This window comes from Candidatus Njordibacter sp. Uisw_002, assembly GCF_047730155.1.
GTDB lineage: Bacteria > Pseudomonadota > Gammaproteobacteria > Pseudomonadales > Balneatricaceae > Njordibacter.
On sequence record NZ_CP159832.1, the window covers coordinates 1,797,813 to 1,813,078 of the forward strand.

General features: G+C 42.4%; 15 protein-coding genes. All 15 read right to left on the reverse strand.

The window, feature by feature from the left end; all coding sequences use genetic code 11:
* Positions 1-55 precede the first annotated feature (55 nt).
* The gene (locus ABXT42_RS08525) at positions 56-1,090 is read right to left on the reverse strand and encodes a glycosyltransferase family 2 protein (RefSeq protein ID WP_443627728.1); all 1,035 of its coding nucleotides are present in this window, start codon (positions 1,088-1,090) and stop codon (positions 56-58) included.
* A 23-nt stretch (positions 1,091-1,113) separates the two neighbouring features.
* The gene (locus tag ABXT42_RS08530) at positions 1,114-1,686 is read right to left on the reverse strand and encodes a DapH/DapD/GlmU-related protein (protein ID WP_443627729.1); all 573 of its coding nucleotides are present in this window, start codon (positions 1,684-1,686) and stop codon (positions 1,114-1,116) included.
* Between the two features lie 88 nt (positions 1,687-1,774).
* Positions 1,775-3,217: an oligosaccharide flippase family protein gene (locus tag ABXT42_RS08535; protein WP_443627730.1), complete on the reverse strand. Its 1,443-nt coding sequence runs from the start codon at positions 3,215-3,217 to the stop codon at positions 1,775-1,777.
* 38 nt (positions 3,218-3,255) lie between these two features.
* A complete protein-coding gene (locus tag ABXT42_RS08540; protein ID WP_443627731.1) occupies positions 3,256-4,359 on the reverse strand; it encodes a DegT/DnrJ/EryC1/StrS family aminotransferase in 1,104 nt (367 codons plus the stop codon).
* A gap of 2 nt (positions 4,360-4,361) precedes the next feature.
* Positions 4,362-5,297, reverse strand: coding sequence for a WxcM-like domain-containing protein (locus ABXT42_RS08545; protein ID WP_443627732.1), 936 nt, complete (start codon positions 5,295-5,297; stop codon positions 4,362-4,364).
* Between the two features lie 59 nt (positions 5,298-5,356).
* A complete protein-coding gene (gene galE / locus ABXT42_RS08550) occupies positions 5,357-6,361 on the reverse strand; it encodes a UDP-glucose 4-epimerase GalE (protein WP_443627733.1) in 1,005 nt (334 codons plus the stop codon).
* A gap of 58 nt (positions 6,362-6,419) precedes the next feature.
* The gene (locus ABXT42_RS08555; RefSeq protein WP_443627734.1) at positions 6,420-7,424 is read right to left on the reverse strand and encodes an NAD-dependent epimerase/dehydratase family protein; all 1,005 of its coding nucleotides are present in this window, start codon (positions 7,422-7,424) and stop codon (positions 6,420-6,422) included.
* Positions 7,425-8,591, reverse strand: a complete 1,167-nt coding sequence (locus tag ABXT42_RS08560; RefSeq protein WP_443629464.1) for a nucleotide sugar dehydrogenase — start codon at positions 8,589-8,591, stop codon at positions 7,425-7,427.
* Between the two features lie 268 nt (positions 8,592-8,859).
* Positions 8,860-9,273, reverse strand: coding sequence for a phosphate-starvation-inducible PsiE family protein (locus ABXT42_RS08565; RefSeq protein ID WP_443627735.1), 414 nt, complete (start codon positions 9,271-9,273; stop codon positions 8,860-8,862).
* A gap of 168 nt (positions 9,274-9,441) precedes the next feature.
* A complete protein-coding gene (locus tag ABXT42_RS08570; RefSeq protein ID WP_443627736.1) occupies positions 9,442-10,338 on the reverse strand; it encodes a UTP--glucose-1-phosphate uridylyltransferase in 897 nt (298 codons plus the stop codon).
* 264 nt (positions 10,339-10,602) lie between these two features.
* The gene (gene pgi / locus ABXT42_RS08575; RefSeq protein WP_443627737.1) at positions 10,603-12,279 is read right to left on the reverse strand and encodes a glucose-6-phosphate isomerase; all 1,677 of its coding nucleotides are present in this window, start codon (positions 12,277-12,279) and stop codon (positions 10,603-10,605) included.
* 74 nt (positions 12,280-12,353) lie between these two features.
* Positions 12,354-12,683 (reverse strand): MarR family EPS-associated transcriptional regulator, encoded by a 330-nt coding sequence (locus tag ABXT42_RS08580; protein ID WP_443627738.1) that lies wholly within the window; start codon positions 12,681-12,683, stop codon positions 12,354-12,356.
* A 184-nt stretch (positions 12,684-12,867) separates the two neighbouring features.
* A complete protein-coding gene (gene rfaH / locus ABXT42_RS08585) occupies positions 12,868-13,377 on the reverse strand; it encodes a transcription/translation regulatory transformer protein RfaH (RefSeq protein ID WP_443627739.1) in 510 nt (169 codons plus the stop codon).
* The gene (locus tag ABXT42_RS08590) at positions 13,374-14,456 is read right to left on the reverse strand and encodes a hypothetical protein (protein WP_443627740.1); all 1,083 of its coding nucleotides are present in this window, start codon (positions 14,454-14,456) and stop codon (positions 13,374-13,376) included. Before ABXT42_RS08590 ends, rfaH begins: the two co-directional genes overlap by 4 nt.
* 188 nt (positions 14,457-14,644) lie before the next feature.
* Positions 14,645-15,265, reverse strand: coding sequence for an L-threonylcarbamoyladenylate synthase (locus ABXT42_RS08595; protein WP_443627741.1), 621 nt, complete (start codon positions 15,263-15,265; stop codon positions 14,645-14,647).
* Position 15,266 lies beyond the last annotated feature (1 nt).

The following is a 15,266-nucleotide window of genomic DNA, read 5'->3' on the forward strand; positions in this document are numbered from 1 at the left end:
ATGGGCCAACCCACTCGAAACGTCGAGGAGCTCAAATTGATTAGGGTAAAGTTACTTATTTTGGGGAACTCTTACCTAACCTCGAGTATTTCGCTTTACTTCCTGGAAGAATCCATTGAACTTTATTTAACAATAAATAAATAAATTTCATAGCAAATTGGTATCCATCAAATGGCAAACAATTTAAACACTTGATCGAGTCATAAAGTGCCTTTGCGGCATTCATTGCAACCTCAAAAGATCCAGCTCTAGATCTTGAAATGAATATTCTCAGCAAATAAGTATGATATGTCCTCTTCCAAGAATCGAGTTGTCGACGAACGTTTAATTCAGGCAATTTTTGACTTTCTAATAGACTCGCAAAACTTTGGATAGCAACCATGAACTCTTTTTGCATTTCGACAGAACCAACATCATTACTCCAATTACCAATGTGACGGGTATTTCGAACAGAGTACTTCGGTAGATAGCAAATTCTGAATTTAAGCCCAACCTTTATAAACCATGCGGTATCTGCAAGAGCAAAACTAGAATCGAAATTGCCTGTCTTCTCCCAGACTTCACGTCTAAAAACCAGAGTTGACGGATGAAAGGGCCAATTATAATTAGCTTTCATATAGGGAATCATCGTCCGTCGATCTATTATGATTTCATCATTACTCTTTAAGTTAGACCTCTCTAATTTAACTGGCTGGTCAGAAAATTCTTCAACATTTATAAAGCTAGCGTGAACCAAACCAATGCTACCATCCGACATCAATCGCTTAACTGATCGTTCAAGATGTTCGGGTTCAAAAACGTCATCATCTGAACACCATGCAATTATATCTCCGCTACATGAGTCTATAGCGCGATTCCAGTTGGGCACTCCTCCACTATTTGATGTATTTTTAACGATCTTTAATATAGGGACTTCCGTCCTCAAAGACTCTAGAACCTCTAAAGTTTCATCTGTAGAGCAGTCGTCACTAACAACAATTTCAAACGGCCTGAGTGACTGATTCCAAGCTCCTAGAACCATTTTTTTAACCATTTTGGCCCGATTATAAGTCCCACATACCACAGAAACTTTTACCTCTTCATATTTCAAAATTTTCTCCAATTTAAAAAACTTTACGCTATGACTGAAATAACTCGACCCGGATTTCCACCAAAAACAACATTCTCCGGTACGCTTTTGGTAACAATTGAACCTGAGGCGATGACTGAATTACTGCCCACAGTTACTCCCTTCAAAATAGTCACTCCGAAGCCAATGAAGACATTTTCACCAATAAATACCGGAGCACAAGCATGACTACCATCTTGACGATGGGAGGGATCAATACCGTGAAAATCCGAATCAAAGATACACAAATTTGGACCGATTAGTGTATCTTTTGCTATAGAAACACTAGTTCTCTCAGCAATAATACAAGCATTATTATTAATAACGACGCCGTCAGCGATAACTACACTAGCAGAGGCTTCTCTTGCTTCAATATGGGCATATCCATTGTGAAAGAACGGTGAGGGCCAGCACCCTAAACTGCATTTTCCTAGGGTTATCTTGCCTTTTCCCGTAAACAAGACTGGCTGACCTAGAACAGCATTACTTGTTTTATTAAAGGCGTCAGATAAAAAATGATACTTATATATCCGGAGCATTAAGTGAATTTTTTTCACTATACGCAAAAAAATTTCCATAACATCCTCTCTATTATTAATAAAAAAACGATAGCAACATGTAAAAATAAAATTCATCGTTGGCCCGAGAAAAATTAAATCGCCTAAATTAAAGCCTTTGGCAGAATATTCGACGTAAAAACTTAGACAATGCGTGCTCTGAGCCCAGTCGCTTGGAAATCTCAAAAAGACAAAAAGAAGAAGTCCCCAGTAAAATCAAAAATAACAAAATATCGGATGAATATGCATCTAACTTAATAATAAATAGCACCAAAAGAATAACACTCAATGATAAGAGCATAAGCTTTAATGGACCTACTTCCCATGAAAAACCCGTTAGCCTTCTGGCAACCAGAAAGTTCCAAAATATAAGAAGGAGAAATATAATGGCATACGCCAGAGCAACTCCAGACAGATTGAAAAAATGTAAAAAATAGTAAATGATTACAATTTGTAACGAAAAAAACAATACCTCAGTAACTAAGAATAACTTTGCCCTGTCCAGAGCGAGCATAACAAAACCAATAGGCCAAGCTATAATCCTAGAGAAACAACCCAAGATGAAAAGTTGAATAAGTTCAACCGCAGGTTGAAACTGTTCACTATAAAAAATATCGACCAGTTGTGGAGCAAAGATAAGAGTACCAAGTAGTCCAGGCAAAGATAGTAATATTCCTATTTCTGTTTGCTCGTTGACTTGAGAGTTCATAGCGCGATTATTGCCTACTTGCTCTGATAACCTCGGATAATAATCAGTACTCATAGCATTCAAAATGAAACCAACAAACATCCCAGACAAGGCGAATGCTGCATTATTTATTCCCACCGAGGCTAAACCATACTCTCGGGAAATCAGCAACACCGTTATGTAACTCACTCCTGATGCCGACAATGCACTAAACATAATGCTAAAGCCTAATCGGCTAAGAGAAGCCGCTTCTACTGAAGAATGCACCCAACTTACATAAACTTTTTCTAAGGACAACTTTCGAACTAATAACTCTGAGAAACCTAGTTGCAATAATGCTACACACGCTAACGCAGGAGCAATCGCTCGCTCTCCTATGCTATGGTAGAGTATAATTGTTACTAGAGTTCCTATGAAAGCTGTAAAAACAGTCACTCTGGCTACATCAGCAACCTTTCGTAGACCCTGAAGTAAGGCAATATTGCCCAGCCCAAGGTTCATAAAAAATATGGCTAATGCAATAATACAAATATCAATTCCATACTTATCTGTTTGAAATGTAACTTGACTTAAATTGTTACTCATCAGCATCAAAATGAGCATGCTAATCAAACCAGACACGACACAGGCTCGTTTCAAAGTAACCGCTATACGTCCAACTTCCGTATAGTCATCTATTAAATGAGCTTTGGCTAATTTCCTAACCGAACTAGCAGGAATTCCGAGAGTCGCTATAGCACTGGCCACGCCCATAACAGCAGCAAAACCACCAATCATACCTACGCCGTATGCACCGAAGAGAAGTGCAGCATATTTTGTCTTCAGCAGTCCAAAAAACATGCTCAGAATGGCCGCCCCACCCATGATCCAGGAAGTTCGGAAGATATCTTTGTAACTTTTTCCTACGATAATCCTAAACTCTCCTTAACGGAATATGCAACTTCAGCTGCTTCATCGTTGCTCATATGAGGACTAATAGGGAGGCTTATAAGCCGATCTGCCATTGCAGATGCACGCGGGAATGCATCTTCACTAAAACCTAACCGGAGGTAAGCATCCTGCTTATGCGGAGGAATCGGATAATGCACTAAACTTCCTATGCTCTTTTCAGAAAGCTTAGCTAGCAACAAATCTCGTTTCTCAACCCGAATTGGGAACAAATGCCACGCTGATTGAACTTCATTTAGGATAGATGGGAGTATTATTTCATCAGCCAACAAAGTGCTCATATATATATTGGCAATCGCTTTCCGGCGGAGGTTCCACTCATCCAAATATTTCAACTTCACACTTAAAACAGCTGCTTGAAGCGAATCTAATCTGCTATTCGTACCTTCAACCTTGTTTATATATTTTTCTTTAGAACCATAATTGCCCAACATTCGGACCCGATCAGCAATATCAGGATCATTAGTAGTAATTGCGCCGCCATCACCGAGAGCTCCTAAATTTTTCCCGGGATAAAAACTCCAAGCGACCACATCACCATGACCTCCAATCCTTCGCTTCTTGTAATAAGCACCATGAGCCTGGGCTGCATCTTCGAGAACCTTTAATCCATATTTAGTAGCAATTGCCAAAATAGGGTCAAGATCTGCGGGCTGGCCGTACAAGTGAACGGGAAGAATAACCTTAGTTCGTTTAGTTATAGCCGCTTCAATGAGATCAGGCTGCAAGTTATAAGTTCCAACATCTGGTTCAACTGGTACAGGAATACCACCGCACTTTGAAACAGCTAGCCAAGTTGCAATATATGTATTTGAAGGGACGATTACCTCATCCCCTGGTTTGACGCCCAATGCCAATAGCGCCAAATAAAGCGCGTCCAGCCCGTTACCAACGCCCACAGCATACTTTGCGTTACAAAAGGATGCGTACTCATCTTCAAATTTCTGAAGCTCAGGCCCACCTATATACCAGCCTGATTTGAGCACCCTTGCTATAGCAGAATCGATTTCTACTTTTAATTCATCATAAGGGGATTTGAGATTAAGAAAAGGAATCATTACTATTTATTTACCAGGTTAAGAAATGTTGAGTATTCCCTAATGTAATCAGAGCTTTCGTAGTGATGAGACGCAAACACCAATAATACACAATCATCCGAATATTTATATTGAATCCCCCACGTCATCGGTGGGAGATGGAGACCAGTATTAGGTTTATCAAGCAAAAACTCTTCACGGTTTTTGCCATCATCAGCAACAACTACACAACTACCTTTGACACAAGTAAGGAACTGATGGCACTCGTAATGGGCGTGCTGCCCTCTTGTTTCGATACTAGGTACATCGAAAACTAAGAAGTACCTTTTTACAGAAAATGGAATAAACTGCCCAAACTCGCCCGCTATCAAACTTCCCCTGATATCAGATGCCATAGAGAAATGGTGCCTATTTACTCCAGAGACACCAGTTTTGTATACACACGGGGTAGAGGCCTCAATTTGAGCCACCCGCGCTTGGGTATGGGTAGCATCAACATAGCCGACTATTTTTGCAGGGTTCCCTACTACTATGGCGTTTGCAGGAACCGAGCGAGTGACCACAGCTCCAGCTCCAACTACAGCATTAGTTTCAATAGTAATTCCGGGTAAAATTACTGCCCCGGCACCAATAGAGGCGCCCTTTTCAATTAAGGTTTTTAAGAATATTTCTGGTGGCTTACGACTCCGAGGGAACCTATCATTAGTAAACGTAACATTCGGACCAATGAAAACATCATCGCCAACTCTTAAGCCATCCCACAACTGAACACCACTTTTCACCGTGACCCTATCACCTACTACGACATCATTCTCGATAAGACAGTGGGAACAAATATTGCAGTCACGGCCAACCTTGGCATCTGGCAAGATAATAACAAACTGCCACACACGAGTTCCGGAGCCGACGAACTCAGATTGAACACTAGATAAATCATGTATCAACGGGCTTAAACTCATAATAGAACACTCCTATCAAGACAAACTTTAAAAAACATGAACGACATTAATACTACCCACTAAAAACTACGATTTTTTTGGAAGTTCCAAGCACTTAAACACATATCTTTGAGTGTTTTTTTAGCTGCCCATCCCAAAAACTCGGTAGCCTTTTCGGTGCTTGCGAAGCAGGACGCGACATCTCCAGGTCTTCTAGGTCCAACAATATATGGTATTTTAATTGTGCTAACATTTTCAAAGGCTGCTAGCATTTGAAACACCGAATGCCCATAACCAGTCCCAAGATTGAAAACATTAAATGGTAACTCCCTGTCACCTAGCTCAGTCAATGCTGCACAATGACCCTCCGCAACATCCACAACATGAATATAATCACGAACTCCAGTTCCATCAAGGGTCTCATAATCATCTCCAAAAATAACTACATGGTCTAATGTACCTGCAGCTACACGCATGAGATAGGGTGCCAAATTGTTGGGCTTTCCGGAAGGATTGTCTCCTAACAAGCCACTGTCATGTGCCCCAACAGGGTTGAAATACCTTAAAGAAGAAATTCTCCAAGACGAGTCTGAATTAGCGATATCCGACAATATCTCTTCACAGTGAAGTTTAGTCCGCCCATAAGGGTTTACCGCACAAGTCGGATGCTCTTCGTCTAGTGGCAAGTAACTTGGATTACCATAGACAGTTGCACTACTGCTAAAAATCAAACTCTTAACATTGGCTCGATTCATGGCACCTAAAAGACTAATTATTCCGGAAACGTTATTTTTGAAATATTCCAAAGGATATGAAACGGATTCGCCGACCGCCTTTAACCCCGCCAAATGAATCACGGATTCAATGTTCTGATTACGTAAAACCCCCTCCAACACATCTGAATCATTCACATCGGCATCGAAAAAATCTGGCGTTTTACCCGCAATCTTTGAAATACGACCTAAAACAGATCTGTCACTGTTACTCAAGTTATCGTATATCGTAACTTCATGGCCAAGACCTAAAAGTAGCACGGCTATATGACTACCTATATATCCAGCACCACCTGTTAAAAGTATCCTCATAAATTCGACTCCTTCTCACAGAATTAGAAAGTAAACTTTAAACAAGATCAAACTGTAACTACTTTGAAGATATGTACCAATCTACAAAATTCTTAATTCCTACTTCAATTTCCGTGGTAGGCGAAAACCCCACCAAATCTTGGAGCGGCTCTATATCAGCATAAGTAACTGGCACATCGCCAGGCTGCATTGGCAAGAAATTTTTAATTGCTTTTTTTCCTAAAGCTGATTCTATTGCTCCAATGAAGCGCCCCAACGATACTGGGTTGTTGTTTCCAATATTGAGAATTTGAAATGCAGCATCAGCATTTGTTATTTCATTGGATTCTCGAACGGGTGGCAATCCAATTAAGCTGACAATACCTGCAACAATGTCATCGATATACGTGAAGTCACGCTTCATATCCCCATTATTGTAAACATCTATCGGAATTCCTGAATCAATCGCTTTTGTAAAACTATAGTAAGCCATATCAGGCCTCCCATAAGGTCCATAGACAGTAAAGAACCGCAGACCCGTGCAGGCTAGACCGAATAAATGACTATATGAATGCGCGAGAAGCTCATTCGATTTTTTTGTCGCAGCATACAGGCTAATCGGAAAGTCGGTGCTATCGGATGCACTGAATGGTTGTTTTTTATTCATACCATAAACCGAACTAGACGATGCAAAAAGAAGATGTTCAATGTTTGCGTGCCTACAACACTCAAGAAGATTAACAAAACCCACTAAATTACTGTCAATATATGATTTAGGATTGTCGATTGAATAGCGAACACCGGCCTGCGCTGCAAGATTAATTACAATTTCAAAACTATTACTAAGAAATAACCGCTTTAGCTCATTCATGTCGCTGAGATCAACTTCTAAAAAAGAATAGCTAGATACAATCGCACATTCATCTACAAGCTGATCCAAATTAGATAATCTAGCCCTTTTAAGACCTGGGTCATAATAATCATTAAGGTTATCAATGCCAGTTACATGATGTCCAGCATGAAGCAAAGACCTAACTAAATGAAAGCCAATAAATCCAGCCGATCCAGTTACAAGTATCTTCATTTAATCAACTCCAAATACATCACGACTGAAACATTTCTCATCAACATCCATTAGGCATTCAGCCTTTCTGTTAGCAACAATTACATCACTGACCACCTTGAAACTATTAAGGTCATTCACTACTTTTGACCCAAAGAACTCATCCTCGCCTAGTTCGGGCTCATAAATAATCACATCAATCCCTTTTGCTTTGATACGTTTCATAATTCCTTGGATAGCAGAAAACCTAAAGTTATCACTACCCTCTTTCATAGTCAGCCGATAAAACCCTACAGTCTTGGGTCTTAACTTTAGTATTTTCTCGGCGATAACATCCTTTCGGGTAGCATTTGACGAAACAATTGCTTGAATCAATGTCTGCGGGACCTGGCCATAATTTGCTAGGAGCTGTTTGGTATCCTTTGGCAAACAGTACCCACCGTAACCAAATGACGGGTTGTTATACCCTTGCCTAATACGCTCATCCATACACACACCATTGATAATACTCTCGGTGTCTAGATTATGCTCCAGTGCATAGGAATCGAGCTCATTAAAAAAAGACACACGCATGGCAAGGTAGGTGTTGGCAAACAACTTTACCGCCTCAGCCTCTGTTGACCTGATAAATAATGTCTCTATACCGGTTTTTATAGCACCTTCCACTAAAATATTGGCAAACTCTTTTCCCGCATCTAGCAAGCTACCCACAATAATGCGTGATGGGTAAAGGTTATTTTTTAGTGCCTGACCCTCTCGTAGAAATTCGGGTGAGAAGATAACTCGGTCTGTGCTGTGCTTTTTTTGCAGTGATTTAGTATGGCCTACAGGTATGGTGGATTTAATCACCACAAGTGCGTCTAGATTTAGCTGAAGAGCGTCTTTAACAACCCCATCTACAGAACTGGTATCAAAGCGGTTTGTATCAGAATCATAGTTTGTAGGGGTTGCTATTACCACGAAACTAGCACCTTCGTAGGCAGAATACTTATCTAGCGTGGCCGTCAGGCTAAGCTCTTTTTCAATTAGAAAGGCTTCAATTTCAGCATCAGCCACCGTGGATTGCTTATTATTAACCTTATCAACCCGAGTAGGGTCCACATCAAGCACAACAACATCGTTATGCTGGGCAAGAAGCACAGCCAGTGACATGCCCACATAGCCAGATCCTACAACAGTAATTTTCACTTTGTTTGTCAAATTAAGACCTACATTTTAATATCAAGAATTTACTTTAAGGGGTTAGCCAGCGTATTTATTATAACCGCTTATGGCGACTGAAAGGTCTATCAAACAAGCGATAATAACCTTTATCACGGACCAAGACCCATTCACTAAAACCCAATAGATCCCAAGCAAGGATGACTCTTCTTTGTAATCCGCTTCGAGAATACGTTGGTCTTATAGGTTTTTTGTTAACTTTCCTACTCGAGCTTAACTTTTCCTTGCGTGACCCTTACACCCTACCCGCTGCTTTCTTCTCTTTAAGTTTATCCAAACTCAACCTTTCTTTCGCACTCATAATATAAGCTGCAATGGCTAATAACAAAATGCCAGAGGCTTCGAAAATAATATTGATAGGTTCAAGCCCTTTTGTTTGCAAAACAATCATTCGTGTCAGTGCTGTAATGGCAATAATAATCGGAAGCGTCACAGGAATTCGGTGATCCTTATAAAATATCGCCACCATGCCAAGGACCTCGGCATAAATAAATAACAGGAACAAATCACTCAGATCAACTGTCATCATTTCAATAATACGAGCTACCTCGATTAATGCAGCACCGATAGTGGCTAAGGAAATTACTAACAATATTCCTTGCTCACCAAACCAAATTAACGTTTGAATCAAATTTTTGTCTTTAAACATAATTGATCACCTTTTTTTATTTAGACGAAAAACTCGACATTACTCAATTGTCACCAATTTAGCCAATTTTACTGTAGAAATTGACTTAAAGATTTGGCTTCTTTTTTTATAGACTCCAGAAACGCTGGACACTACTTTTTAAAATGCGATAAAAGCCATTATCACACTCTACCAGCCACTCTTTTCAATCAGCGCTTTGATAGTCAACTTCGTCTCAGGGTCACGCATGCCCACTGCTAAATTGGCACTTAAAAACCCTCGTTTATTACCACAGTCAAAGACGCCTGCGTCGGTCTCAAAGGCATTTAACCCCTCAACTTTAAGCAGCTCATCCAGTGCATCGGTGAGCTGTATTTCGTCGCCTACACCAGCCACAGTGGTCTCAAGCAGACCTAGCACTGCGCAGGGAAGAATATATCGGCCCAGCACCGCTAAATTGGACGGTGCCTCTTCAGAGGTAGGTTTTTCAACTAAACCCTTGATTGGCACACTTTTAAAAGGTTCACTTAGCTGTGTGCCCAAATCTGCTACGCCGTAATTTTCAATGGCCTCTGAATCAACGCGCTCCACCATGATTTGGCCTATGCCGGTGTCATTCCAGGCATCTACCATGGATGAAAAGCTGTGGTTCTTTTCTCGTGACGCTTGATCTAGCACTAAAACATCGGGTAACAGCACGGCAAAAGGCTCATCATTTAACAAGTGCTTCGCACAAAGCACGGCATGGCCTAAGCCTAGGGCATCGCTTTGGCGAATGGAGGTGACCTTTACCCCTGCAGGGATAATGTTTTTAACGGTGCCTAAAATGGTCTCTTTGCCCTTTTTTTCTAATCGGTGCTCTAGCTCATAGTGGGCATCAAAATGGTTTTCAATGGCTTCTTTGCCGCTGCGGGTGACTAAAATAATTTCTGTGATGCCCGCTGCTATGGCCTCTTTCACCACGTGCTCGATGATAGGACGGTCATAGACAGGTAATAGTTCTTTGGGGATCGCTTTAGTGGCCGGCAGCATTCGCGTGCCAAGGCCTGCGACGGGGATCACTGCTTTTTTGATTTTCTGTGTCATTCTTTATCCTTTGGCACCGATACACAGGTCTATTTTAAAGTGCAGGTCAGTCATTTTCAATGGATTGCATGTCGCGCTTAATGCTTAATGTCTTAGGGATTCAAGTCGCCCATTTTATCAGAACGACGTTTAAAAGGACCTGCCCATACCAAACTCTTTGGGATGAAGGTGAACTTAAATACGCGCAGTGTTTTCTAAAATGACCAACCATAGTGACCCTAACACTGGGTGAATTTCCATCGATTGACTCACCCAGGGATCAACCTAGTGCCCAACCCCATACTGGTTGATGTAGTTCAACAAGCCTTCAGTGCTCTTGTCAAACTGTTCATCCACTGGCTGACCATTTTGGCGCTGACTTATGGCGTTAAGCGTTGTTTTAGCAATTTGTTTACCCAGCTCAACGCCCCATTGGTCGAATGGGTTAATGTCCCAAATCACCGCTTGTACATACACTTTGTGTTCGTACATGGCAAGAAGGCTGCCCAAACTATAGGGCGTGAGCTCTTCCAGCATGATACTAGTTGATGGATGATTGCCTCTGTACAAATGGTCAGCTGCCTGATCACTGGATTCATCCCAATCTAGCAGGCTGTCCCCCATCATCAGCGCTCGGCTTTGGGCCAGGCAGTTAGCCAGGTTAAGGTCTTGTTGATACTGCAACTGTTGTTGGGTTGCCTTGCTGTATTGGTCAGACGGTGTGCGGGCGACTGGCGTGATAAAGTCTGCATAAAACGCAGTGGTACCCTGATGTAACAATTGAAAAAAAGCGTGCTGAGCGTCTGCGCCGACGTCTCCCCAAATCACCGGACTGGTGTCCATACTTACTCGGTCACCCTTTGTGGTCACCGACTTACCGTTGCTTTCCATTTCAAGCTGGCTTAGATAATGGGGTAATAATTTAAGGCGCCCGTCATAAGGCAGTATTGCATGGGCCTTTAGGCCTAATACATTGATGTTCCAGATTCCCGTCATGGCCAACAAAACGGGCAGGTTTTGCTTGAATTCTGTTGTTCTAAAGTGATGATCCATGCTTTGCGCACCTGCCAGCAGGTCTTTAAACCCTTGCATGCCTATTTTTAGTGCAATGGGCAAGCCTATTCCGCTCCACAGTGAGTACCTGCCGCCAACCCAATCCCAAAGTCTCACTTGATGGTCTTCGGGGATGCCCCATAAATCCATCCGCTGTGTATTAGCACTACACCCAATAAAATGATGCTGACCTATGAGTTTATCATTGGGTATTTTTTTGCGCAGCCAGGAACGCACAGTTTCAGCATTGGCAATGGTGTCGACGGTGGTGAAGGTTTTCGATGCTAAAATAAATAAGGTCGTGCCTTGATCTAGATGCTGCAGCATTTTGGCAAGCTGACTCCCGTCCATGGATGATACAAATAACAGCTGCAAAGTGTCACGGGTTTGAGCAGAAAATTCGTCCAAGGCTTGGCACACCATTTTGGGGCCGATATCAGAGCCACCCACCCCGATGTTGACAACGGTGTTGATGGGCTGGCCATCAAAACCAAGCCATTGTCCTGCATGTATTTTTTCTACAATGCTTTGCATCTGTTGCAGATTAGCTTCAATTTGAGGCTGCACGCTTTTGCCGTCTACGTTTGGATATTCGCCCGATGATTGACGCAGCGCAGTGTGAAGTGCTGGGCGTAATTCGCTTTCGTTCACTATGCCACCATTGAATAGGTTTTCTATGGCTTTACTTAGGTCTCTTTCGCTAGCTAGTTGTGTTAATAAGTCGAGGGTTTTTGGTGTTAAGCGTTGCTTGGAGAGGTCCAACAACATGTTCTGGTCTTGAAAAGACAGTTGGGCAAAGCGGGTACTGCCACCAGCTTCAAATAGTTTTATTAAGGCATTGTCCGCTATATCTTTTTGAAAGTGTTTAGATAGGGCGATCCAAGCTGGAGTGTTTGGGGTGGCGCGCAAAGAGTCGTCCTTATTTTATTACGGCATTGCGTTAGGTATGTTTAAGTATGACGCTGGTTGATCTAAAGCTCAGCTCAGCAATCTGCCATTGATTGCACGTCACGCTTAAGCTGCTCTATTTCTTGGGTGATTTTCTCGTGCTCGGCCATTTTTCGCTTTAAAAAACGAGCCGTTAATTTGGTTTTTTCTTCTATGCCTGTAGGGGTTAATAAATAGAGGTAGCCTATTTTGTCAGAGCTACGTTTAAAGTTGCCTGCCTTGACCTGCCCCTTAGCGACTAAAGCCTGCACACAGTAGTTTATTTTGCCCACGCTCACGCCTAACTCTTTTGCCAATTGCCGCTGCGATATCTGCGGATTAGAGTTAATGTATTTGAGTATTTGAAGGTGTGTTTCTGTCGACATGTTAAAATTAAACTTCGTTTAATGTCCAATAGAGGGCCATCAGTACAAGCAGGTGCGTGTGACAAATAATACAGACGCTACCGCCCTACCCGGTCACTTATGGCATTTGCAAATAGGCGTTCAGTTGTTGAACGCTGATGAAATAATAACACAAAATCTGCTCTAGAATGACTTCTAAAGAAGATCAGGCTATTTTTTGTATTTGGGTATTGGCCAGTGATGTAGGCGCTTGTTGGTGTAATAAATTAATCAGCACTATGGCCCTTTGCTGGCCGTCCGTGTGGCTATACACGGCTTGCAAGCCCTTAAATGGCCCTTCTATAATATTTACCTTGTCACCTGCCTGGGGCACGTTTTCTGCCTTCCACGCTAAACCGTTGCTTTCACGCAGCTTAAGCTGCTCTATCAGAGATTCTGGTATCACAATAGGTGCTGCCCCAAAACCTACGATTTTACTCACACCTCGGCTTGATCGAATGCTGGTGTAACTTAAGCCGTTTAATTCTGGCTGAGCGTTAATAAATAGATAACCTGAAAACAAGGGTTCTTCCACTTGAATCCGTTTACCACGGCTTAGCTTTTCTACTTGTATTAGGGGGCAATAACATTGGGCTTGCTGGCGCTCTAAGTTTTCTAAAGCGCGCATTTCTTGCCTTGGTTTAACCTGCAATAGCAGCCAGTTAGAGTCACTCATGGGGCGTCTACTTGCTTTAAGTCTTTTAAATTTACATCTTTGGCAGAAGCACCCCACCCTCGACGCTTTACCCAATAAAGATACCCTACCATCACTAGTATAAACACAGTGGCACTAGCTGCAGGCCACAAAATCTGTATCAAACCACCAAGGGCTAGCAACGACAAAGCCATCATAACCATAGCGATTAGGGTTTGCCGCGGACCTAAGCCTAAGTCTTGTAACATGTGGTGAAAGTGGCCCCTATCTGGGTGGAAGGGTGAGTTACCCGCTCTAAGGCGCTTTATAATGACAACTAAGGTGTCAATCACCGGCAATGCCACGCACCAAAGCACATTGGCCGGCTGCATCGCTCTACTATTGCCTACACCTTGGCTTAGCTCTATCAGCACCCATGCTAAAATAAAGCCTATAAACATGCTGCCTGCATCGCCAAGAAATATTTTACGTTGGCTGATGATGGAAAGGTTGGTCAGCAGGTAAGGCACTAGGGCCGCCGCCATCACTAGCAAAAAATCAAACAAACGGTAATTGCCACTGAGGCTCTCAAACAAAAACACACCGATGATGGCTACTAGTGCTAACGACCCTGTGAGGCCGTCAATACCATCACTCATATTAATGGCATTCACTAAGCCAATCACCGCAAATATGGTGAGTGGTATGCCCCACTGGCCTAGGTATATTTCACCCATGCCAAACAAATCACCCAAGGATTCCACATACACCCCTGCACCTTTGATCATAATAACGCAGGCAATGGTTTGAATAAGGATGCGTATCCATACGCCAAGCTGCTTAAGGTCATCCACCAGCCCTGCCACTAAAATAAGTGAAGCTGAAGCTAAAAGGTAAAAGAGTTTGTCGTGCAGTGGGTATACCGCAAGTATGGCCACTAACACGCCCACATAGATGGATAAACCACCAATTAAAGGGATGTGGCCTACGTGCTGTTTGCGGTCAGTTGGAATGTCAACTAAGTTAAAATAGATGGCAATAGGGCGCAGCACTTTAATCGCCACAAACGCACTGACCAATGCGATGAGATTGGCTTGCCAAAGTTCTGCTGTAATTGCCATGTTGCTGTCCTTAAGTTTCTAACCCAATTATACGCGTCATTTTCTAGGAACAATTCCTAATTTTCAAGAAAGCATCATCTAATTTTAATATTACTCTTATAGTAATGCAATTATATAAGAGTAATATATGCGCTTAATTGTTGTGGCTATCTGGTAACTATCAGTTTGCACTTGCCGTGGCGTCTGCATTAGCTAAATTCCGTGGTGTCGCCCATACCCTGGCGCAACACTTCTACTTCGCCATCTACCAAACTGACCAGTGAAGTGACTTCCATGCCGCAGTATCCGCCATCGATAATTAAATCAAGACTGTGCTCTAGGGTTTGTCTGATATCGTAGGGGTCTGTGAGCGGAGTGTCTTCATTGGGCAGTATCAGTGAACTGCTTAGCATAGGCTCACCTAACTCTTTTAGAATAGCTAAAGCGATGGCGTTATCTGGCACTCGCAGGCCTATGGTTTTCTTTTTGGGGTGGAGCAGTTTTTTGGGTACTTCTTTGCTGGCCTTTAATATAAAAGTATAGGCGCCTGGGGTGTGCGACTTTAGGATCCGATACGCTTCGTTATCTACTTTAGCATAGGTGGCAATTTGGCTAAGGTCTTCACACACCAGTGTGAAGTGGTGTTTGTCATCTAGCTGGCGTATGTTTTTGATGCGATCTATGGCTTTTTTATCACCTATGTGACAGGCGATCGCATAGGCGCAATCTGTCGGATACACCACTACCCCACCCTTTTGGATAATGTCTACGGCTTGCTTGATCAGTCGTGGCTGAGGAGATTCTGAGTGTATTTGAAAGAATTGGCTCATG

Excerpts from the sequence above, each read along its gene's own strand:
- ABXT42_RS08530 (WP_443627729.1), bottom strand. The coding sequence starts at position 1,686 with ATGGAAATTTTTTTGCGTATAGTGAAAAAAATTCACTTAATGCTCCGG.
- ABXT42_RS08535 (WP_443627730.1), bottom strand. The coding sequence starts at position 3,217 with ATGGGTGGGGCGGCCATTCTGAGCATGTTTTTTGGACTGCTGAAGACA.
- ABXT42_RS08540 (WP_443627731.1), bottom strand. The coding sequence starts at position 4,359 with ATGATTCCTTTTCTTAATCTCAAATCCCCTTATGATGAATTAAAAGTA.
- ABXT42_RS08545 (WP_443627732.1), bottom strand. The coding sequence starts at position 5,297 with ATGAGTTTAAGCCCGTTGATACATGATTTATCTAGTGTTCAATCTGAG.
- galE (WP_443627733.1), bottom strand. The coding sequence starts at position 6,361 with ATGAGGATACTTTTAACAGGTGGTGCTGGATATATAGGTAGTCATATA.
- ABXT42_RS08555 (WP_443627734.1), bottom strand. The coding sequence starts at position 7,424 with ATGAAGATACTTGTAACTGGATCGGCTGGATTTATTGGCTTTCATTTA.
- ABXT42_RS08565 (WP_443627735.1), bottom strand. The coding sequence starts at position 9,273 with ATGTTTAAAGACAAAAATTTGATTCAAACGTTAATTTGGTTTGGTGAG.
- ABXT42_RS08570 (WP_443627736.1), bottom strand. The coding sequence starts at position 10,338 with ATGACACAGAAAATCAAAAAAGCAGTGATCCCCGTCGCAGGCCTTGGC.
- ABXT42_RS08580 (WP_443627738.1), bottom strand. The coding sequence starts at position 12,683 with ATGTCGACAGAAACACACCTTCAAATACTCAAATACATTAACTCTAAT.
- rfaH (WP_443627739.1), bottom strand. The coding sequence starts at position 13,377 with ATGAGTGACTCTAACTGGCTGCTATTGCAGGTTAAACCAAGGCAAGAA.
- ABXT42_RS08590 (WP_443627740.1), bottom strand. The coding sequence starts at position 14,456 with ATGGCAATTACAGCAGAACTTTGGCAAGCCAATCTCATCGCATTGGTC.
- ABXT42_RS08595 (WP_443627741.1), bottom strand. The coding sequence starts at position 15,265 with ATGAGCCAATTCTTTCAAATACACTCAGAATCTCCTCAGCCACGACTG.